The sequence below is a fragment of the Arthrobacter sp. NPDC056727 genome, from assembly GCF_042790555.1.
Classification (GTDB): Bacteria; Actinomycetota; Actinomycetes; order Actinomycetales; family Micrococcaceae; genus Arthrobacter.
The window spans coordinates 194,975-215,585 of sequence record NZ_JBHTZA010000008.1; the positions used below are offsets into that span (position 1 = coordinate 194,975).

A 20,611-nucleotide genomic window follows, 5' to 3' on the forward strand; every position below is an offset into this window, starting at 1 on the left:
CTTAGCGCTCAGGCAACAGATTCAGCCCTCCAGAAGCAGCCGCTGGGCCCGGGGCGCGAGGGTGTGCTCCAGGACCAGGCAGGCGGCGCCCACAGCTCCCACGTCCTCTCCCACGCCGGTGCCCACCACCTCGACGGCGTGGATGTTGCCGGTATCGCTGCTTTGCTGAATCAGGCCGGGAACCTTCTCCAGGTAGCGCGCGGACAACAGCGGCCAGAATGGGCCGCCAAACACCACCCGGTCCACGTCCAGGGTGTTGGCCACCGCCGATGCCGCCCGGGCCACGAGTTCGGCTGATTTGTCGATGATGGCAGCCGCTGCGCTGTTGCCGGCGTCGGCGGCCTCGCAAAGCAGGGCGAACCGCTCCTGCACGGCGGAGCCGCTGGCGGCGATACCGGGCCCATCCAGGATGCCTGCGGCCTGGGCCTGCGCGACCAAGACCTGGGGAATGCAGGTGGACTTGACGCAGCCGCGCAGCCCGCAGTCGCACGGTGCTCCGTCCGGGTCAACAATGATGTGGCCGATCTCGCCGGCGTTACCCGACGTGCCACGCACAACCTCGTCGTTTAGGACGATGCCGCAGCCGATGCCGGTGCCCATGTACATGAAAATAAAGCTGCCGGCCCCGGAGGCACCGCCGGCCCAGGTTTCGGCGACGGCAGCGCTGGTGACGTCCTTGTCCATCAGCACGGACAGGCCTGTGGCTTCGGCCAGCGCATCCCGGAGCGGAACACTGTCCCAGCCGTCCAGGAGCGGAGGCTCCACCACCGTTCCGTTGTCATGGTCGATGGGGCCCGGCGCCGCGATGCCGAGGCCGGCGATCTTGGCCCGGTCCACACCCGAGGCCTCAATCAGTTTGTCGATTTCCTCGGCGATGGCGGGAATGACCGCCTCTGGGCGGGAGCTGTCCGGTGTTTTCACGCTTGAGTGCTGCACCACTGCGCCCAGCAGATCCAGCACGACGAACGTGGCAACGGCAGGGTCCAGGTGCACGCCCACCGCATACATGCCGGCTGGATTCAGGCGGAGGATGGTCCGCGGCTTGCCGGGCCCGCTGCCTTCCTTGCCCGCCTCCACGATGAGGTTCTGGTCCAGTAGCCGGCGGGAGATGTTCGAAATGGTCTGTGGGGACAGGCCAACTATCTGAGCCAGCTCCACACGGCTGAGGCCGCCGGTGGTACGGCGGATTGCATCGAGAATGACGGTCAGGTTGAAGTCGCCCATCCGGGGCAGGTTGGTTCCGCGCCTCGGCGAGGGCTGGCGGATCTCGGTCAAGGATTCCCCTAACATTTCTGTTGGCCACTCCCCCAATGTCTGAATCTCCCCAATGTCTGAATCGTACGTTACGCCCCGGGTAACGGGTACGCCCCACGCGCAGGGCGGGGCAGGGGCGTTCGACGGCGGCCCTCGGCGTTCACCAGGCAGCCCGCCGAACGCTGGCGGTCACCGTGAATTTGGGGTTCCGGCCCCGCACCGTGGTGGGGCCGACCAGACGCTCCAGGGCAGGCAGATAGCGCAGATGGCTGTTGAATACCGTCCAGAGCTGGCCTCCCGGGGCAAGCACGCGGCCGGCTGCTTCGAACAGCTTCAGCCCAGCGCCGGCGTGGACGCTGGAGCCAAGGTGGAACGGCGGGTTCAGGAGGATCAGGTCCGCGTTTCCGGCCGGAAGTGTGCTCATCGCATCATCCTGGACAGCGGTGATGCTGCCGGCCAGGCCGTTTGCCCGCGCGGTTGCCTTTGTTGAGGCCACCGCGGCCGCGGACCGGTCCGTGGCCAGAACTTCGGCTTCGGGGTGCCGGCGGGCATACATTGCTGCCAGGATCCCGGTGCCGCAGCCCAGGTCCACGGCCCTGGCGGCGTCCGGGATCTCCGGCAGGAAGGTCAGCAGGAAGCGCGTCCCGATGTCCAGCCGGGTGCCCGCAAAAACCGCCCCGTGCGCGCAGATGTCGAGATCGAGTTCAGCGTTGTGTTCCGTCACGGGGAATGGCGGATTACCTTCCGGACGCACCGGGCCGGAGGCGATGAGCAGGCGCGACTTTTGCCGGGCCAGCTGCGGCTGGACCGTGCCGAAGTACTTGCCCAGCACCGCATTCATGCCCACGGACATATGCTTCACCCGGCCGCCGGCAAGCAAAACAGCGCCGGCAGGCGCGTACCGGGCAACGGCGTCGGAAATCTCGTCGAGTTCGGCGAGCGTCCTGGGCAGCTGCAGCAGCACCAGGTCCGCGCCGGACAGGAGTTCTGCGCCGAGCGGCAACTGTGCAAAGCCTTCCGTAAGTCCCAGCGCCGCTGCGTTGTTGCGAAGGGCCCGCTCCCCCGTGACCAGGTCCTGGTGCACCCTTACCGCGGCGGGAACCTGACCGGCAGCGCCCGCGAGCAGCCCGAGCGCGAGTGCCCCGTAGTTGTCCCCGACGACGGCCACAGTGCTTTCCGGCGTCAGCAGGTCCGCGGCGGCGTCCAGAAGCAGGGAATCGGTGGCGTCCCATGCCTGGAGGTTGGCGGCCTCGACGTCAGGGTGCCTTCGAAGCGAGCCCAGGATTTGTCCAAGACCGTTTTCTGTCACGTGTTGCCGCCGCCTCTTCCTTGCTGGTTGCCCGGGCAGATCTCCGCCTGTTCAAATTTGCCTGTGCAAATCTACCGTGGATCGGGAACGGCCGCTGGTGCAGCCAGGAGTTTGAGGATTTCGGTCACCGCTGCCCGCCCGGCGCGGTTTGCGCCGATGGTGGACGACGACGGGCCGTAGCCCACCAGGTGCACCCGCGGTTCCGACGCCACCTGCGTTCCGTCCATGGCAATGCCGCCGCCGGGTCCCCGCAGGTGCAGCGGCGCGAGGTGCTCCAGCTCGGCCCGGAAGCCGGTGGCCCACAGGATCACATCCGCCGCCAGGAAGCCGCCGTCCGCCAGCCGGACACCGCCGGGCTCTATCGACGTGAACATCGGCCGGCGGTCCAGCACCCCGCGTGCGGCGGCCGCGCGGAGGGGTGGGGTCCAGATGAGCCCGGTGGCTGCCACGACGCTTTGCGGCGGCAGCCCCAGACGGACCCTGTCCTCCACCAGGGCGACGGCGTCGTGACCGGCCTGCCGGTCGAAGCCTTCCCGCCACACCGGCTCGCGGCGCGTGAACCAGCTCGTGGAGGTGACCTTGGAGATCTCGTCCAGCAGCCCGACGGCGGAAATGCCTCCGCCCACCACGATGACGTGCATCCCCCGGAACTCCTCGGCGGACACATAGTCGGCCACATGCAGCTGACGGCCCGCAAAGGTGAACTGGCCCGGATAAATCGGCCAGAACGGCCTGGTCCAGGTACCGGTGGCGTTGATGACCGCCCGGGCGGTCCAGCCGCCGTCGGACGTGGTGATCATTAGCCGCCCGGCCGGGTCTGTGTCCTCGCGTTCGACGGCGAGTACCTTGACGGGCCGCTCGACGGCCAGCCCGACCTGATGCTCGTACGCGGCGAAGTAGCGGCTCAGAAAAGCGGAACTCGGTTCCGACGGGTCGACGTCCGGCTGCGGTATCCCTGGAAGGTCGCTGATGCCGTTGACAGTGGCCATGAGCAGGCTCTTCCACCGGTGCCGCCAGGCTCCGCCCGGCCCGTCCTCGGCATCCAGCACCGCATAGGTCAGCCCCGTCCCGGCTGCCGCCACTGCATCTGCCGGCTGTTCCGCGGCCATGGCGGACGTGAAACCGCGGCGTGCCAGGTGGAACGCCGCGGAGAGGCCGGCCTGCCCTGCGCCAATGACGACGACGTCGGCATTGCGGACCGTTCCGCCGCTGAATATCCGCTCCACGTCTTCATCCTAGGCGCCGGCCCGGCCTCGCTGGCGCACGCCGTCTGCATACGAAGGGTCCTCCCTTATGCGGGAGGACCCTTGGCTGGTGGTCGATTTGTCAGTCTGCCCCGTCGTCGTGATCAGTCGTCGCTGCCGTGGCCGCCGCTGCCGCCGCTGTCGTCGCCGGGTTCAACGGCCTTGCGGTCTCCGCCCTTGTCGTCGCCCGCCTCAGGCGTTGTGCGCAGCCCGCCGTGGTCATCGCCGGGTTCGGCCACCCGTGGTGCCTGGTCTGAGCGCAGGCCCCCGTTGTCGTCACCGGGCTCAGGTGTGGTCCGGAGGCCGCCCTTGTCGTCACCCGGTTCCACGGAGAGGGAACCGCTGCCGGCGAAGTTCTCCGCAGGAGTTGCCGCGGATCCGCCCTTGTCGTCGCCGGGCTCGGCTGGCTTGGACGCTTTCTTGGCCGCCTTCTTGTCGTCGGCCTTTGTGTCATCGGTCGTCTTCGTGGTGGCCTGGGCAGAGCTGACGGCGGGGGCTGGTGTTGTGGTGGCAGAGTCGTCGGCTACGACGACGCTCGGGGCGTCGTCGTTGACAGCGGCGCCCGGGTTGTTGAGCGTCTGGTTGGTGGCGAAGGCGGCACCTCCGGTGAGGAAGATGCCGGCGACGGACAGTGCAAGGGCTGCTCTTGTTTTCATGGCTCCACACTAGGAACCCGCCGTCGAGGATAGGTGCAGTGGAAATCCAAGAGTTGTCCAAGATTGCCCTCCCGGTTCTCCTTGTAGGCAACGCCGTCCGGACTGCGGGCAGGTGCGCGCGTCCGCTGCAGGCCAGACAGGAGTGGCCGGTCAGGCAGAGGCGCCCCGGGCAGGAAGATGCGCAGGGGAAACCAGCGCACAGGAACGATGCCGGGGATCAGTCGTCGGCGCCGTGGCCGCCGCTGTCATCGCCGGGCTCGGGCGCCTTGCGCAGGCCGCCCTTGTCGTCCCCGGGCTCAAGGGGGGACACGCCGCCCTGCACGGGAGCGGGCTGGACCGTCACTGCTCCACCCGATCCGCCGCCAGGGCCGGATGACGACGGTGCCGCCGCGGTGCCGCCGGCAGTCCCGGGCACGGTGGCCGGGGCGGACTGTGCCGGACTCGGTTTCGCTGCATTTGAAGCCGCTGCACCGGATTTCGCGGAGCCCTGCTTTGCCGGGGTGGATTTCGACGGGGTGGACGTTTTCTGCGCACCGGCTGCCGTGCCAGTTGCCGGCGGCGCGGCCTTCTGCCCGGCCGTTCCGGCAGGAGCAGGCGGCACGGCACCATTCGGCAGGAGGACGATGTTGGCATTTCCAGTGCCGGTGGGCGAGACATTGAGCACCTGTGTATTGACGGCAAGCGCCGCCGAGCCCGCTGCGAGTATCCCTGCAACGGACAGCACCAGGGCCGCTCCCGTTTTCATGGCTCCACTCTAGAGGCAAAGCAGGAAAGAAGGGGCCCACGAATATCCAAGATTCGTCCAAGATTTGCGGCACCGGCACTGCTGGCCTTAACGAAAAACCGCCGGATCATGGTGTTTCCATGATCCGGCGGCCACTTGGTGGAGCTGAGGGGACTCGAACCCCTGACCCCCTGCATGCCATGCAGGTGCGCTACCAGCTGCGCCACAGCCCCAAACTGTTCCCTTCGGAATCTTTGTGTTTTCCCGAAGCAACCCGACCAGCGTAGTCCAGAATCCATCAGGATCCTAATCGGCAGCATGTGGCTTCGGTCACGTTCAATTCCTGGGCTAAAAACACCGGCACGAACCCCGGATCGGACGCGCGAAGCGGGCTCGTCACACTCGCCCCGGCACGGCCCGAAACGACGTTTCGTGGTTCTGACGGTAACTCCTGGCGAGCTTCCGGAAACCTGGTCATCGAGCGGGCCCGTGTCACGTCGCGTGCTCGACCAAGCGGAAGTTCAGGGAATGCCTGCACCCGACGGCACGGAGCCGACCTTCGGGTTCGCCGTGGAAAGCTACGGGACTGGCGGCGGCGTTGCGTACGTCATGGGGCTGGCCGATCCCCGCTCCCTGGAGGCGGGCGAAAACGTCGCGTCATGGTGCAACCGCCCAATACGCGCAGCTCAAGACGCTCCTGGTGAGCATGGCCTACACCTAAGTGGATAGGCGCATACAAATAAAAAACCGCTGGACCAAGGATGCATTCCTTGGTCCAGCGGTTTTCTTGGTGGAGCTGAGGGGACTCGAACCCCTGACCCCCTGCATGCCATGCAGGTGCGCTACCAGCTGCGCCACAGCCCCATATTCTTGCTGCTTCGGACCAAGGCCTGAACCCTTGCCATCCGTTCTTCTGTCCGGATCTCTCCGAAGCAACTCAAATATCTTAGAACAGCGTTTCCGAAAATTCCAAATCGGGCATATTCGGCCCCGCGGCTACTCCTGCTCGGCGGCTGCGGCGGCCTTTGCCGAGGCGTCATCTCCGAGCTGCAGGTCCACCACCGGGCAGTCCTTCCAGAGACGTTCCAGGGCATAGAAGACACGGTCCTCCTCATGCTGCACGTGGATGACGACGTCGGCGTAATCCAGCAGGACCCACCGGCCAGCCGAACGGCCTTCCCGGCGGACCGGGCGGAGATCCTGCTTGATGAGCTCCTCTTCGATGCCGTCGACGATGGCGTTGACCTGCCGTTCGCTGGGTGCTGAGGCAATGAGGAACACGTCCGCCAGCGCCAGTCGTTCGCTGACGTCAAGGGCGACGATGTTTTGGGCGATCTTGTCCGCCGCGGCCCTGGCTGCGTGCCGGGCTATGGTGACGGACGATTCGGATGCGGTCACGGGACTCCTTGTGGTGATGAAAAGCGTAGATGGTGGTACTGGATGAAATCAGCGTGAGAGGCCGCTGATGATCATGATGACGCCGGCGACAAGGGCGATGGCGCCCAGCGCCAGGACGCCAATCTGAATCAGCCTCAACCGGTTGGCACGGGCGAGCCCGGCCGTTGCGGCGTCCAGTGGCTCCAGCCCGTAGGCCGTTTTCGCGGACACCGGCGGCAGCGCAGTAACGTTCTCGCCGGACTCCTCGGTCCAGGCCGCGTTTTGACGGGCGCCGGCCTGCGGCGCAGCCGCCGAACGGGCCGCCGCTTCCGCGCGGGCTATGACCCGCGAGCGGCCGGTGGACGGACCGCCTGAACGGGAGGCTTTTGCTGACCGGTTGCCACGCGCCGGGACCCGCGGACCGGGGTTGGTCACCACGGGAACATGCGAGGTGGCCGGCCGCTTCATGACGGGACGGTCCACACCGGGCACCTGTTCGAATTCCAGGGGCGTCACCATGGCGAGGTTGCTGGCGGTGGACGGACCGTCTTGCCCGCCCTGCTGGGGCGTGGTCTTTTCGGCGAGCTTCTGTTTGGCCATGGCCCGCTTGTTAAGCACAGCGGCGCGCTCGGCCAGGGCAATCTGCTGGGCCAGGATTTCCGGATCCACGGCCTCCGGATCAGTTGCCGCGATGTGCTCCATCTTGGCGATCTGGTTCTTGGCCTGTTCGGCGAGGAGGGCACGCGCCTCAAGTGCCTGCTCCACCGTCATGCCTTCGGGCAGTTCGCCTCCGGCCTCAGCCGCGGGCCGCGCAGCCGGACCGCTGGAGGGCTGGCCTGCCGGCCTGGATCCGGCGGCGGGAGCGGATTTGCTGGCCGTACCGGACGAATTGTCGGACGCCGCGGCGGGCGATGACCCGGTGGAGGCCCCGCCGTCGGCCGTTGGCACCACAGGCATTGCCGACGTAACCGCCTGCTCTTTGAGCTGCATCAACCGCAGCTGGCGGCGCGTGGGCGGGCCGCCGCCGGAAAGCTGCTCTTCCTTTTCGGCCAGCTCCTTGATGGTCCGCAGGGCCGCCCTGTCGCGGGCACGGATTTGGGACGAGCGTTCGGCGGCTGAACCGGCCGGCGGCGAGTCGACGGGGCCAGGGGCGACCCGGCGCACGCGGCCTGTGGCGTCTTCCCGTGTTCCGTCTCCGCCGGCACGCGGCGAGCCGGTCTTCTCCGGGCCTGCGGAAGCTGACGCGCCCGGGCCCGTGGTGGCTGGACGCTTCGAGGCAGGCGGTTTTGAGGCAGGGGCTGTCTCGCCGGCACCCGGAGGGGCGGCGTTCCGGTTCTCGGCCAGGGCTTCATCCCGGGCCTTGCGCAGTTCTCGGCGGCTGCGGATCGGTGGCTGTTCCTGACTCATCTCAAACTCATTCAGTGCTGGCTGGATCGTTTGTCTCGGTAGTTTCGGAGCTGCTGTTCCCGGCCGGTGCGGCGTAGAGCCCGTATTTCGCGATGTACTGCACCACGCCGTCCGGCACCAGGTACCAGACAGGGTTGTGCGCGGCAACGCGGGCGCGGCAGTCAGTGGACGAGATCGCCATCGCGGGGACCTCGAGCAGGCTGACGTCCTTTCGGCCCATGCCATCGAGCTCATGGCCTGGCCGGGTGACCCCCACGAAGTGGGCCAGCGACCACAGCTCGTCGATGTCCTTCCACGACAGAATCTGCGCCAGTGCGTCAGCGCCGGTGATGAAGAACAGATCTGCGTCAGGCCGCTGCGTCCGCAGGTCGCGGAGGGTGTCGATGGTGTACGTGGGCCCGGGACGGTCCACATCAACCCGGCTGACGGTAAACCGCGGGTTCGACGCCGTGGCGATCACCGTCATCAAATAACGGTGCTCCGGTTCGCTAACCTTCTTGGTGGACTTCTGCCATGGCTGGCCCGTGGGCACGAAAACGACTTCGTCGAGGCCGAACTTGGCGGCCACTTCGCTCGCGGCCACAAGGTGGCCGTGATGGATGGGATCGAACGTCCCGCCCATCACGCCCAGCCGCAGCCGGCGCCGCGTATCCTTGTGGTGCAGTGCAGCGGAAATCTTAGTGGCCCTGGCCGTGGTCGTGCTTGTTGGGGTGCTGGCGGTGCGGGTCCGAGTGCTCGTCAACCGCGGTGTGGCGGTTGCCCAGGTTGGTGTAGGAGAGGGTGACGAACATCAGCACCACGAAGAGGGCGAACATCGAGAGACCGAAGACCCACGGCTCGGCCCACAGGGGCGCCCTTTCCTCGTGTTCGGCAACTGACGCGGCAATCTGCTGGAGCAGCATTTTCTCCCCTAGGAATAAAAGGATGACGACGGCGGAAATTCCCGCCGGTCTGGACTTCTTTACTATGTTACCGCTATGTCAGGAGCGGACTTGGCCCTCGCCCTGGACAATCCACTTCGTGGTTGTCAGCTCGGTCAGGCCCATCGGGCCACGGGCGTGAAGCTTCTGCGTGGAGATGCCGACCTCGGCACCCAGGCCCAGCTCGCCGCCGTCGGTAAACCGCGTGGACGCGTTCACGATCACCGCGGCGGAATCGATTTCCGCGATGAAGCGCTCGGCGTTTCGCAGGTCGTTCGTCAGGATGGCTTCGGTGTGCCCCGTCGACCAGGTGCGGATGTGCTTCACGGCGTCGTCCAGGCTGTCCACCATGGCCACGGCCAGGTCCAGGTCCATGTACTCGGTGGCCCAGTCCTCTTCCGTGGCCGGCAGGGAATCCACCGATGCGGGGAGCGCTGCCCGGACGCGGTCATCGGCGTGCAGCCGGACACCCGCTTTGGTCAGCGCGGCGGCCACCGCGGGCAGAACCGTGGAGCCGGAGTGCACGAGGAGCGTCTCCACCGTGTTGCAGACGCTGGGGCGCTGCGTCTTGGCGTTCAGGAGAATCTCCACTGCCATGTCTTCGCTGGCTGATTCGTCGATAAAAATGTGGACGTTCCCCTCCCCGGTCTCGATGACCGGAACGGAGGAGTTGTTGACGACGGTCTGGATGAGTTCACGGCCGCCGCGCGGGATCAGTACGTCGACGCGACCGCGGGCACGCATGAGCACGCTGGCGCCCTCGCGGCCGAACTGGTCCACGGTCTGCACGGCGTCCGCCGGCAGGCCCACGGACTCCAGGGCATCGCGCAGCACACGGATGAGGGCCTCGTTGGTGAAGGCGGCCGCGGAACCGCCGCGCAGGATCACGGCGTTGCCGCTCTTGAGTGCCAGGCCGGCGATGTCCACGGTCACGTTGGGACGCGCCTCGTAAATGGCTGCCACCACGCCCATGGGAACGTTGACCTGGCGCAGGCGCAGGCCGTTGGGCAGGGTCTGGCCGCGCACCACGTTGCCCACGGGATCGGGCAGCCCGGCCAGGTTCTCCAGGGCGTCGGCGAGGGCGGCGATGCGGGTGTCGGTGAGCGTCAGCCGGTCCAGGAGGGCCGCGGACGTGCCGTTGGCGCGGCCCGCCTCCACGTCCTTGGCGTTCGCGGCCAGGATCTGCTGCTTGTTCGCGAGCAGGGCGCTGCCGATGGCGCGCAGGGCCTTGTCCTTCCAGGCCCGGTTGGCACGGCCCATGCTGCGGGCGGCCTGGCGGGAACGGTCGGCAATTGCGTGGACGGCAGATTCGACCTCTGCAGGCGTGGGCTGGCTGTCTGCCGGCAGGGTGGGGACCTTCGTAGCGTCGTTGGATGTCTCAGCTGCTTGGTTCATCAGTGCCTCAGTCATCATTCAAGTCTAGGCGAGTCCGGCGCCTAGACCAGAACCAGGTCGTCAACGTGAACAACTTCACGGTCGAACCCGCGGCCCAGGGCCTCGCCGAGCTCCACGGTGGACCGTCCGAGCATCTGCGGGAGTTCGGCTGCGGAGTAGTTCACGAGTCCGCGGGCGATGACGGTGCCGTCCGGCGAAACCATTTCGACGGCGTCGCCGCTCTCGAAGTTGCCTTCAACGGAGGTGATGCCTGCAGGCAGCAGCGAGGTGTGGTTGTCCCGCACGGCCCGCACGGCGCCGGCGTCCAGGAACAGCCTGCCCTGCACGTGGGCCAAATGCGCGAGCCACATCATCCGGACGGACTTGCGTGCGCCGTTGACAGTAAACCAGGTCCCAACGTCATCGCCGGCCAGCGCCGCGGCGGCGTTCGAGGTGGACGTGACGAGCGCCGGGATGCCCGAATCAGCAGCCATGAGGGCCGCTTCCACCTTGGTCTGCATGCCACCGGTCCCCACGCCGGCTTTGCCGGTCTTGCCGATGGAGACGCCGTCGAGGTCCTCCGGACCGTCCACTTGGGGAATCCGCTTGGCGCCCTGGGCGGGCGGGCCGTCATACAGGGAGTCGACGTCGGACAGCAGCACCAGCGCATCGGCGCGCACGAGGTGCGCTACGAGAGCTGACAGGCGGTCGTTGTCACCGAAACGGATCTTGTGGGTGGCCACCGTATCGTTCTCGTTGACAACGGGAACGACGCCGAGATTCAGCAGCCGGTTGAGGGCACGGAATGCGTTTTGATGGTGGCTGCGCCGCATGAGGTCATCGGCGGTGAGGAGCACCTGGCTGACAGTGACACCGTGGGCGGCGAAGGCGTGGGTGTAACGGGCCATCAGCAGACCCTGCCCCACACTGGCCGCGGCCTGCTGCGTGGCGAGGTCGCGGGGGCGCTTGGCCAGGCCCAGCGGTGCCAGGCCGGCCGAGATGGCTCCCGAGGAGACGAGGATGATCTCGGTTCCCGCGTTGCACTTGGCGGCCAGCACGTCCGAAAGCTCGGTGAGCGCCTCCTCCGATATTCCGCCCTTGATGCTGGTAAGGGACGACGATCCTACTTTGACCACAATCCGGCGTGCCCTGGCGAGCATGCTGCGGTCGTCGGTCCTGGGTTCCTCGATGACAATTGCGGAAGAATCGGTCACGTGTGCGGGTTCACTCCTCATGTTCGGTGTTCAGCCCGCTCTCCTTGAGGGGCTGGGCAGCCCGGCGGGCGCTGACGGACTCGGTCCAGATGCCGGCTTTGCGTTCGGCTTCCAGCTCTGCCCGTGCCGCCGCCTTCGCCTCGCGCCGTTCGATCTGTTCCTCGCGCTTCTGGCTGCGGGTGGGACGGTCACCGATGTCAGCGAACCGGACGTCCGTGCCGCGCGGCGAGGCGAGCAGCTCGGCGCCTGCCATCATGGTGGGCTCCCAGTCGAACACCACGCCGTCGTCCTCGCCGATCACCACGGTGTCGCCGGGCTTGGCGCCCTGCTTGAACAGCTCGGTTTCGACGCCGAGCCTGGCCAGGCGGTCAGCGAGGTAACCAATGGCTTCCTCGTTGGTAAAGTCCGTCTGCTTGACCCAGCGCACGGGCTTCTCGCCCAGGACGCGGAACAGCGGCTCCAGGTTCTTTTCCTCGCGGCGGATCCGGAAGCCGGTCTCGTTGACGGCGCGGGGCCGCAGTACCGGGGCATGTACCTTCGGTGGTGCGGCTTCCACGGTGTCACGGGCGGCCTTGACGATCTCTGCCATGGCGAAGCCGAGCTGGCGAAGGCCTTCATGGCTCGTGGCTGAAATTTCGAATACACGGTAGCCGCGGGACTCCAGCTCCGGCCGGACGAACTCGGCCATGTCCTTGCCGTCCGGCAGGTCCACCTTGTTGAGTGCCACGAGCCGGGGGCGGTGGTTGAGCGGGACAACTTCGCCGTTCGTGCCGGCGTAGCTCGAGTCCACCGCATATTTTTCGAGTTCGGTTTCGATAATTGCGAGGTCGGAGAGCGGATCTCGGTCAGATTCCAGCGTACCGCAGTCCAAAACGTGCACCAAAGCCGCGCAGCGCTCGACGTGGCGGAGGAAGTTGTGGCCCAGGCCCTTGCCTTCGCTTGCGCCCTCGATGAGTCCCGGAACGTCGGCAATGGTGAAACGGACGTCGCCGGCCTGGACCACGCCCAGGTTGGGGATGAGGGTGGTGAAGGGGTAATCGGCGATCTTCGGACGGGCGGCGGACATGGCCGCGATCAGGCTGGACTTGCCGGCGGAGGGGAAACCCACCAGGGCAATGTCCGCGATCGACTTCAGCTCCAGGACGATGTCACTGGCGTCACCCTCGATGCCGAGCAGCGCGAAACCTGGCGCCCGGCGCTTCTGCGAGGACAGCGCGGCGTTGCCCAGGCCGCCTTGGCCGCCGGAGGCCGCGATGAACTCGGTGCCTTCGCCGACGAGGTCAGCCAGGACCTTTCCGTCTTTAGTCTTGACGACGGTGCCCTCGGGTACCGGGAGCACCAGGGTTTCGCCGTTCTTGCCGCCGCGCCAGTCGCCCATGCCGGGGCCGCCGTTCGTGGCGTGCCGGTGCGGGGCGTGGTGGTAGTCCAGCAGCGTGGTGGTCTGCGAATCAACGCGAAGGATGACGTCGCCCCCGTCGCCGCCGTTGCCGCCGTCGGGTCCGCCGAGCGGCTTGAACTTCTCACGGTGAACGGAGACACAGCCGTGGCCGCCGGTACCGCCGGATACGTGCAGTACTACCCGGTCTACAAAGCTCGCCACGTGAATCTCCTCTGTTGCTGAATCCGGCCGCCCTGGACGTCCAAATCGATTGTAATGCGGTTAAAAGAACAGTGGAGCGAGCCATCATGGCCCGCTCCACCGGTTCAGAACTTGTTGTTACTCTGCAGCTGCAGCAGCAACGATGTTGACGACCCGACGGCCGCGGCGTGTGCCGAATTCAACGGCACCTGCCTGCAGTGCGAACAGGGTGTCGTCGCCGCCACGGCCAACGCCCGCACCGGGGTGGAAGTGGGTGCCGCGCTGGCGGACGATGATCTCGCCAGCGGAAACTACCTGGCCGCCGAAGCGCTTGACGCCGAGGTACTGGGCGTTGGAGTCACGACCGTTGCGAGTGGAGCTCGCGCCTTTTTTGTGTGCCATTTGAAATGCCTGCCTTTAATTCTGGTGAAACTGCTGGGAGCCTGTTCAGTAACCGGTGGTTACTTGATGCCGGTGATCTTGACCTTGGTCAGTTCCTGGCGGTGACCCTGGCGCTTCTTGTAACCGGTCTTGTTCTTGAACTTCTGGATGACGATCTTCGGACCACGGAGGTCCTGGAGGATCTCAGCCGTAACAGTCACCTTGGCCAGGTCAGCAGCTGCGGACGTGACCTTGTCACCGTCTACCAGGAGCAGCGCGGGCAGCTCAATGGTGCTGCCAGCTCCACCGGCGACGCGGTTCAGGGTAACGAAGTCTCCAACAGAAACCTTCTCTTGGCGGCCGCCTGCGCGGACAATCGCGTACACCACTTGGGAACTCACTTCTCTCGACGTTTATTACTAAATTTGCGTGCGGAACCCGGGTCCGGAATTGGCCTGGTTCTCGCTGTGCCTCAACGCCGTGGATTTCCCGGGGGAACCCGTGAGCTATCCCAGGAACAAGTCCGACTGGACGTCCCGGGTCATAACCCAAGTGTTGGCGTAAGCACCGAAGATCCAGAATACGCTAATTCCGTCGTCGGCCGCAAATGAGGCTGGCACCGGCGGGTTGCCCGTGATAGGCGCCACAGAGGCCGCCGTTCCGGACATCCGGTGCCGTGCGCGACTATCCTACCCGTAGGAGGACCCGCTTTCGTTCAGCTGTGCCGGGTCGGCGCGTCGAAGAACTCCACTTCGAACCGGCATGACTGCCGGAAGGCGGTGATCATCGCGTTCCGCTCCCCCGCCGACGCGGCGCGGCCGGCGTCGTCGGCTATTTCTATGGCCCGCAGGGTGGCCGCAGCGAAGTCCTCATCGGCATATGTCCGCAGCCACTCGGCGTACGGATGCCCGGCATGCGCCCCGGCGGCCACGTACTCCGCTTGCAGCGTCTCCCCCACTTCGGCGTACAGCCAGAAGCAGGGCAGGACCGCGGCCACCAGCACGGCGTAGCTGCCGCCCGCCGAGGCCGCCAGGAGATGGTCGACATAGGCCTTCGTGACCGGTCCCAGCTCCGTCTGCACTGTGCGCGTGCTGAGCCAGTTGCGGTGCAGTTCCGATTCAACTTCCAGGCATTGCTGGGACGACCGTGCCCAGAACAGCTGCTCGGCCTCGGTCGGGGCCAGGGCGCTGGCCCGGGCGAGGACGCGGGAGTAGCCGTTGAGGTAGATGGCATCCTGGGCGAGGTAGTAGGCGAATTCCTTCTCTGCAAGAGTGCCCTCGGCAAGCCCGCGGATGAAGCCCAGGCCGTAGATGGCTTCCAGATCGGCCAAGGTCTCGCCACGCAGCTGTTCTGCGAACGCGCCCCTCCGTTCGGGCTGGGCCAGATGGTGGAAATGGTTGATCGGTCCGTTGCCGGCACCGACCTCCAGCAGCCCGGATGTGCGGAGCGCCCCGGCGAGCCATGGCTTAACTGCACGCAGTGACGCCTCCCAGTCACCCAGCCGTGCCTGCGCGGTGGCCATGGCCGACGAGAGTGAGCATCCGGTGCCGTGGCTGTTCCGCGTGGGGATCCGCTCGCCCGCAACCTCCACCACCTCCGCGGACAGAAGCCCGGCGGTGTTGACGAGGGCGTCAGGGCAGGTTGAGCCGTTCAGGTGCCCGCCCTTGACGAGCACCGTGGCACCTGTCTGGTCCGCGAGGCGCCTGCCCTGGTCGAGGGCGGCGGCCCAGTCCGCGGCTTCCGGTTCCCCGAGCAGCATGGCCAGTTCGGGAAGGTTGGGGGTGATCAGGTCCGCGAGCGGCAGCAGCTGCCGGAGGGCAGCCTCCGCGGACTCCTGCAAAAGCCGGTCACCGCTGGTGGCCACCATCACCGGGTCCAGAACCACGACGCCGGGCCGCACCTTTTCGAGCCAGCTGCGGACAGCGCCGATCACCTTGTCATCGCCCAGCATGCCGATCTTTACGGCGTCCACCCGGATGTCGTCGCTGACAGCGTCCAGCTGGGCTGAGAGGAATGAGGCCGGCGGAACGTGCACGCCGCTCACGCCGGTGGTGTTTTGGGCGGTCAGGGCGGTTATCGCCGCCATCCCGTAGCCGCCGTGGGCAGCGATGCTCTTCAGGTCGGCCTGGATGCCTGCGCCGCCGGACGGGTCCGAGCCTGCGATCGCAAGGACCCGGGGAACCATGCGGGAGGCCGGAACGACCGGTGCCGCGGTTTCCAGCAGTGAATTGGCGGCGGCCGCGGGTGCGGGCAGGAGCGATGCTGATGACAGTGCTGTTGACAAAGAAGACATCCCTTCGCCGGTGCTAACCGGACAGGTTCAACGGGTTTGGATCTCAGCCGGCCCGTGCGCGGCACCCCGTGTCAGTCCTCCAGCCTAGCCGGTCGTCCGGCACAAGGCACCGAATTTCGTGTTTGCGACAGACCGGCGGCCAGAAGGCAAGGAGCCGAAAAGTCCCGGAACACGAAAGGCCTGGTACACGAAAGGTCCGGCACCGCAACGGCGGCGCCGGACCTTCCTTGTGGACTCAGGGGTCAGTCATTCCGGACCCCGGCCGGCTCAGAGTTCGGAGGCGGGAACACCGACCCCCAGAATGATCGGCTCGCCGGCCGGCCGCGTAGCCGCCTTGGCCGCGTGCGAATCGCCCGCCTCGGGTGCCTTGGCCTCGTGCGAGTGCCCGGCGGCGGCTGCCGGAGCAACCTCGTGGTGCTCCACGGATGTTTCGTTGGCTGCACCCTGGGGGCGGCTGGCGCTGCGGTTGCGGCGCGGACGTCGCCCGCGGGACGGCACGGCGGAGCTTTCGGCAGGCTGGCTTTCCGGCTGCCGGGCCGGCGGCAGTTGAGTTGCCGGCTGTACCGGCGCTTCTTCCTTCTCGGCGGGGGCAACCGGGCTGCCGAGGTGCGCGAAGGCCTCCTCCAGGCGGTCCAGCGTCAGGGCCGGCGCTTCCTTGGCCGGCTCTTCGCTGTGATCCACAAACGGAAGAATCACTTTCTCGCCGCCGAACGTCAGGACGGCTCCGGGACGCCCGGAGACGCTCTCCGTTTCCGGGGCACGGTGCACCACAGGGCTTTCCGGCGCGGCGGCCGCAGGTGCGGCCGGGCGCGTGGCTTCCCCTGGCGCTGCGGCGCTGTGCGCTGCCTCCTCGTGCAGGTGTGCGGCGTGCGCGGCTGCTGCGATGTTGGCGAGGGCAGCGCGCGTCGCTTCTGCCTTCGCGTGGCGCTCGGCTTCCGACGGTTCGGGGTGGTGCAGCGCCGCGGGGACGGCCGGCGCAGACTCTGACGGCTGTCCGCCCTTGCCGCGGCGGCGTTTCCGCTCCGGCCGGGCGGGGGGCTGAACCTCCGCGCGGTGTACGTGGTGCTCTGCGGCCACGGTGTTGGCGCGGCGGTGCTCAACGGGCTCGTCATGGGTAACGACGCCCCGGCCCGCACACGCCTCGCACTGCTCGCCGAAGACTTCCAGGAGGCCGGTGCCCATGCGCTTGCGGGTCATCTGCACGAGCCCCAGCGAGGTGACCTCGGCAACCTGGTGCTTGGTCCGGTCGCGGCCGAGGCACTCCACCAGCCGGCGCAGGACCAGGTCGCGGTTGGACTCCAGCACCATGTCGATGAAGTCGATGACGATGATGCCGCCGATGTCGCGCAGCCGCAGCTGGCGGACAACTTCCTCGGCAGCCTCGAGGTTGTTCTTGGTGACGGTCTCTTCGAGGTTGCCGCCGCTGCCGGTGAACTTGCCGGTGTTAACGTCAACCACCGTCATGGCCTCGGTCCGGTCAATGACCAGGGAGCCGCCGGATGGCAGGAACACCTTGCGGTCCAGCGCCTTGTGGATCTGCTCGTCGATGCGCCAGGCCGAGAAGATGTCCTCGTCCTTGGTCCACTTTTCGAGCCGGCCCACCAGGTCCGGGGCAACGTAGGTGACGTACGCCTCGATGGTGTCCCAGGCTTCGTCGCCGGACACGATCAGCTTGGAGAAGTCCTCGTTGAAGACGTCGCGCACAACCTTGATGGTCAGGTCCGGTTCGCCGTAGAGCAGCTCGGGGGCGAGGACCTTGGTGGACTTGGCCTGGCTTTCAATCCCCTCCCACTGGGCGCGGAGGCGGTTGATGTCATGGGTCAGTTCCTCCTCGGAGGCGCCTTCGGCAGCGGTGCGGACAATGACGCCTGCGTCCTCTGGGAGTCGGTCCTTGAGGATCCGCTTCAGCCTGTTGCGTTCGACGTCGGGCAGCTTGCGGGAGATGCCCGTCATGGACCCGCCGGGGACGTACACGAGGTACCGGCCGGGCAGGGAGATCTGGCTGGTCAGCCGTGCACCCTTGTGGCCCACCGGGTCCTTGGTGACCTGGACCAGGACGGAATCGCCGGACTTCAGCGCGTTCTCGATCCGGCGCTGCTTGCCCTCGAGGGTGGCTGCATCCCAGTTGACCTCACCGGCGTACAGTACGGCGTTGCGCCCGCGTCCGATGTCGACGAAGGCGGCCTCCATGGACGGCAGAACGTTCTGCACCTTGCCCAGGTAGACGTTGCCGATCAGGGAATCCTGCTGTGTCTTGGAGACGAAATGCTCCGCCAGGACGCCGTCCTCCAGGACGCCGATCTGGATTCTGTCGTCGCGCTGGCGGACGATCATCTGGCGGTCCACGGATTCCCGGCGGGCCAGGAACTCGGCCTCGGTGATCACCGTGCGGCGGCGGCCGGTGTCCCGCGATTCGCGGCGGCGCTGCTTCTTGGCCTCCAGGCGGGTGGACCCCTTGACGCTGGTCACGCGGTTGCTCGCCGGCGCCTCGCTGATGGTCCGGGGGGCGCGGACGCGGGTGACCGTGTTGGGGGGATCGTCTTCTCCCCCGCCGGTCAGTTCCAGGTCCTGGTCGCCGCGGCGGCGGCGACGGCGGCGGCGGGAGGTCACGCCGTCTTCCGGCTGCGCTTCCTCGTCCTCGGCGGCTTCGTCGGAAACGTCTGTCCCCTCATCGCCGTCGGTGATCTCACGGTCGGAACGGCTGCGGCCACGGCGTCCGCGGCTGCGCCGGCGGCGACGGCCGCCCTCGTCCTCCAGCTCGTCCTCGCCCTCCTCGTCGGCCGCCTCTTCCTTGGCGGCGGCGGGGCGGATGACGGTGTTCAGGTCAGGTGCCTGGAAGATGATCGATGTAACGGAGGCGGGCTCCAGGAAAAGCGAGCCGACGGGCGACTGCCCGGCAGCCTCTTCTTCGGCTTCTTCCTCGACGGCGGCTTCCGGCGCAGCCACGGGTTCAGCGGCGGCCGCTTCTGCCGGTGCTGCCTGGCTTTCAGGGGTTGCCTGGTTTTCAGGGGCAACCTGGGTTTCAGGCGCTGCCTGGGCTGCCGCAGGGGTGCCTGCCGCGGGGGCCTCTGCGGACTCCGGTGATTCTGCCGGGCTTTCGGCCGGCTCCGAGGCTTTCGGCTTCGTTGCCCGGCGGCGGCGCACAGGCTTGGATTCGGCTACCGGCTCCCCTGCTGCAGCCTCGGCAGCCGGTGCTGTGGCGGCTGCCCCCGCACCAACTTCCTGAACAACAACTTCGGCCCCGGCGCCCTCGGCAAACGCGGGCAACGGCTCCTCGGCAACCTTCTTCCGGGCGCGGGTCCGGCGCACCGGGGCCTTCGCCGGGGCTTCTCCGGCGTCCGCGGCGGCAGCCTCGGGCGCAACGGCTTCAGCCGCAGCGCCGTCGGTCAAGGCTTCCGGCGTCGCAGTTTCAGGCGCTGCGGCTTCCGGCGCCCCGGACTCAGCGTCCGCTGCCTTAGCCTTCGGGGCAGCCTTCCGCCGGGTCCTGGTGGCCTTCTTGGGAGCCTCGGCGGCCTCGTCGGCGGCAGCCGGATCTTCGTTAACTGCTATGACCTGGTCATTATCCATATGTGGCGACACTCCTGCCCCTGACATGCCGCCACATTCGGCACCCATTGGGGCACATATTGTCAAAACCCGCAGGCATTGACAGAAGTCAATTGGATACCAGCAGGCTCGCACCGGCAGTGGGGTGCGGCAGGCCTGACAGGCCGGCGGGATTGTTACTGGAACCCGTTGTTTCTGACATCCACAACCAGGTGCCGTCCAATGGAACGCGGGAGGCTGGATCTTCTTTCCAAAGCCTGCACCACTGCTCATTGGCGGTCTTGGGAACAAGCCACCGGACTGGAGTTCGAATGTGGTTCGCGCTCCAGCCACGTTCATTCTCTCATATTGCTGTTCAAATACGCGGTAAATGTGTGACAACGCCGGTCAATGCGCCCGCGGCCTGCGGGTACAGGCTGCCGCAAGCTGGCGGCGATACAATCTGGGCAGGAGCACCCCCAGACAAAGGACGCCATCCCATGCCACGCATTTCGCCTTCCACGGGCACGGACTACGAACAGGACCACGGGGACGGTCCCGCGCCCGCGGCATCCGCCGGTGCCGCCGTACCGGCCATGACTCGCGACCGTCCGTTCGGCTGGCTGCTGGTCATCACCGGAGTCATCGGCTGGCTCGCGTCCGGAACCCTGGTGTTGGAGAAACTCGAGGTCCTCAAGGATCCCAAACACACCACCGTCTGCGACGTGAACCCCTGGATTTCCTGCGGCCAGGTCATGCAGACGTGGCAGAGTTCGGTGTTCGGCTTCCCCAACATGTTCATTGGCATCGTGGCCTTCGCCGTCACCATCACCGTGGGCATGGCCCTGCTGTCAGGTGCCCGGTTCGCCCGCTGGTACTGGCTCGGCCTGCAGGCCGGGATCACCCTCGGTTTCATCTTTGTGGTCTGGCTGTGGTCACAGGCTCTCTATTCGATCCATATCCTGTGCCCGTTCTGCATGATTGTCTGGGCGGCCATGATCCCGCTCTTCGTCTGGGTGACTGTCCGCAACGTCGTCCACGGGGCCATTCCCGCCCCGGCTGGCCTGGCCCGCATCGTGGGCGAGTCCGGCTGGATCGTCACGGCGCTGCTCTATGTGGCCGTGATCGCGACGATCTTCTTCGCCTTCATCCAGGTCTTCGTCGGCACCTCAGGCTTCTGACAGCGCAGGTTTCTGACAGCGCAGGTTTCTGACAGCGCAGGTTTCTGACAGCGAAGGTTTCAAACAGCGCGAACGTACAGTTGTGGCCCCTGACTCCGCGGAGTGAGGGGCCACAACAGGTCGGTGGCGCGCAGGGGGGGGGAGGGTTTGGGCTGGGAGCAGGTCGTGTTTTG

The 20,611-nt window shown here is 66.9% G+C and carries 17 protein-coding genes, 2 tRNA genes and 1 riboswitch; of the genes, 1 reads left to right on the forward strand and 18 read right to left on the reverse strand.

Annotation, left to right across the window (positions count from 1 at the left end; translation table 11 throughout):
- Window positions 1–21: 21 nt before the first annotated feature.
- From ACFRAH_RS10680 to ACFRAH_RS10765, 18 genes are all read right to left on the reverse strand, one after another.
- Window positions 22–1,275 (reverse strand): ROK family transcriptional regulator, encoded by a 1,254-nt coding sequence (locus ACFRAH_RS10680; protein ID WP_377990860.1) that lies wholly within the window; start codon window positions 1,273–1,275, stop codon window positions 22–24.
- A 139-nt stretch (window positions 1,276–1,414) separates the two neighbouring features.
- A complete protein-coding gene (locus tag ACFRAH_RS10685) occupies window positions 1,415–2,563 on the reverse strand; it encodes a class I SAM-dependent methyltransferase (protein WP_377990861.1) in 1,149 nt (382 codons plus the stop codon).
- Between the two features lie 71 nt (window positions 2,564–2,634).
- Window positions 2,635–3,789 carry an FAD-dependent oxidoreductase gene (locus ACFRAH_RS10690; protein ID WP_377990862.1) on the reverse strand — a complete coding sequence of 385 codons (1,155 nt, stop codon included), beginning with the start codon at window positions 3,787–3,789 and terminating at the stop codon, window positions 2,635–2,637.
- A 122-nt stretch (window positions 3,790–3,911) separates the two neighbouring features.
- Window positions 3,912–4,463 (reverse strand): hypothetical protein, encoded by a 552-nt coding sequence (locus ACFRAH_RS10695; protein WP_377990863.1) that lies wholly within the window; start codon window positions 4,461–4,463, stop codon window positions 3,912–3,914.
- 217 nt (window positions 4,464–4,680) lie between these two features.
- Complete coding sequence (locus ACFRAH_RS10700; RefSeq protein WP_377990864.1) at window positions 4,681–5,208, reverse strand: hypothetical protein; 528 nt, start codon at window positions 5,206–5,208, stop codon at window positions 4,681–4,683.
- 136 nt (window positions 5,209–5,344) lie between these two features.
- Window positions 5,345–5,420: transfer RNA gene (locus tag ACFRAH_RS10705), tRNA-Ala, on the reverse strand.
- 555 nt (window positions 5,421–5,975) lie between these two features.
- Window positions 5,976–6,051: transfer RNA gene (locus ACFRAH_RS10710), tRNA-Ala, on the reverse strand.
- Window positions 6,052–6,183: 132 nt separating this feature from the next.
- A complete protein-coding gene (gene rsfS, locus ACFRAH_RS10715) occupies window positions 6,184–6,585 on the reverse strand; it encodes a ribosome silencing factor (protein ID WP_236803635.1) in 402 nt (133 codons plus the stop codon).
- 48 nt (window positions 6,586–6,633) lie between these two features.
- Complete coding sequence (locus ACFRAH_RS10720; RefSeq protein WP_377990865.1) at window positions 6,634–7,971, reverse strand: hypothetical protein; 1,338 nt, start codon at window positions 7,969–7,971, stop codon at window positions 6,634–6,636.
- A 7-nt stretch (window positions 7,972–7,978) separates the two neighbouring features.
- Complete coding sequence (gene nadD / locus ACFRAH_RS10725) at window positions 7,979–8,635, reverse strand: nicotinate-nucleotide adenylyltransferase (RefSeq protein ID WP_377990876.1); 657 nt, start codon at window positions 8,633–8,635, stop codon at window positions 7,979–7,981.
- Between the two features lie 13 nt (window positions 8,636–8,648).
- Entirely contained in the window at window positions 8,649–8,873 is a 225-nt protein-coding gene (locus ACFRAH_RS10730) for a hypothetical protein (protein WP_377990866.1), read from the reverse strand.
- A gap of 78 nt (window positions 8,874–8,951) precedes the next feature.
- The gene (locus ACFRAH_RS10735; protein ID WP_377990867.1) at window positions 8,952–10,301 is read right to left on the reverse strand and encodes a glutamate-5-semialdehyde dehydrogenase; all 1,350 of its coding nucleotides are present in this window, start codon (window positions 10,299–10,301) and stop codon (window positions 8,952–8,954) included.
- Window positions 10,302–10,327: 26 nt separating this feature from the next.
- Window positions 10,328–11,425, reverse strand: coding sequence for a glutamate 5-kinase (proB, locus tag ACFRAH_RS10740; RefSeq protein WP_076803855.1), 1,098 nt, complete (start codon window positions 11,423–11,425; stop codon window positions 10,328–10,330).
- A 64-nt stretch (window positions 11,426–11,489) separates the two neighbouring features.
- Window positions 11,490–13,079: a GTPase ObgE gene (obgE, locus tag ACFRAH_RS10745; RefSeq protein WP_377990868.1), complete on the reverse strand. Its 1,590-nt coding sequence runs from the start codon at window positions 13,077–13,079 to the stop codon at window positions 11,490–11,492.
- Between the two features lie 117 nt (window positions 13,080–13,196).
- Window positions 13,197–13,460 carry a 50S ribosomal protein L27 gene (gene rpmA, locus ACFRAH_RS10750; RefSeq protein ID WP_003803426.1) on the reverse strand — a complete coding sequence of 88 codons (264 nt, stop codon included), beginning with the start codon at window positions 13,458–13,460 and terminating at the stop codon, window positions 13,197–13,199.
- 59 nt (window positions 13,461–13,519) lie between these two features.
- Complete coding sequence (gene rplU, locus ACFRAH_RS10755) at window positions 13,520–13,828, reverse strand: 50S ribosomal protein L21 (RefSeq protein WP_003803420.1); 309 nt, start codon at window positions 13,826–13,828, stop codon at window positions 13,520–13,522.
- 326 nt (window positions 13,829–14,154) lie between these two features.
- The gene (locus ACFRAH_RS10760) at window positions 14,155–15,624 is read right to left on the reverse strand and encodes a bifunctional hydroxymethylpyrimidine kinase/phosphomethylpyrimidine kinase (RefSeq protein ID WP_377990877.1); all 1,470 of its coding nucleotides are present in this window, start codon (window positions 15,622–15,624) and stop codon (window positions 14,155–14,157) included.
- Window positions 15,625–15,714: 90 nt separating this feature from the next.
- A riboswitch (TPP riboswitch) is annotated at window positions 15,715–15,811 on the reverse strand.
- 188 nt (window positions 15,812–15,999) lie between these two features.
- Window positions 16,000–19,299, reverse strand: coding sequence for an Rne/Rng family ribonuclease (locus ACFRAH_RS10765; RefSeq protein ID WP_377990869.1), 3,300 nt, complete (start codon window positions 19,297–19,299; stop codon window positions 16,000–16,002).
- 458 nt (window positions 19,300–19,757) lie between these two features.
- On the opposite strand from ACFRAH_RS10765, the gene ACFRAH_RS10770 reads away from it, so the two are divergent.
- Window positions 19,758–20,438, forward strand: a complete 681-nt coding sequence (locus ACFRAH_RS10770) for a vitamin K epoxide reductase family protein (protein WP_377990870.1) — start codon at window positions 19,758–19,760, stop codon at window positions 20,436–20,438.
- Window positions 20,439–20,611: the final 173 nt, after the last annotated feature.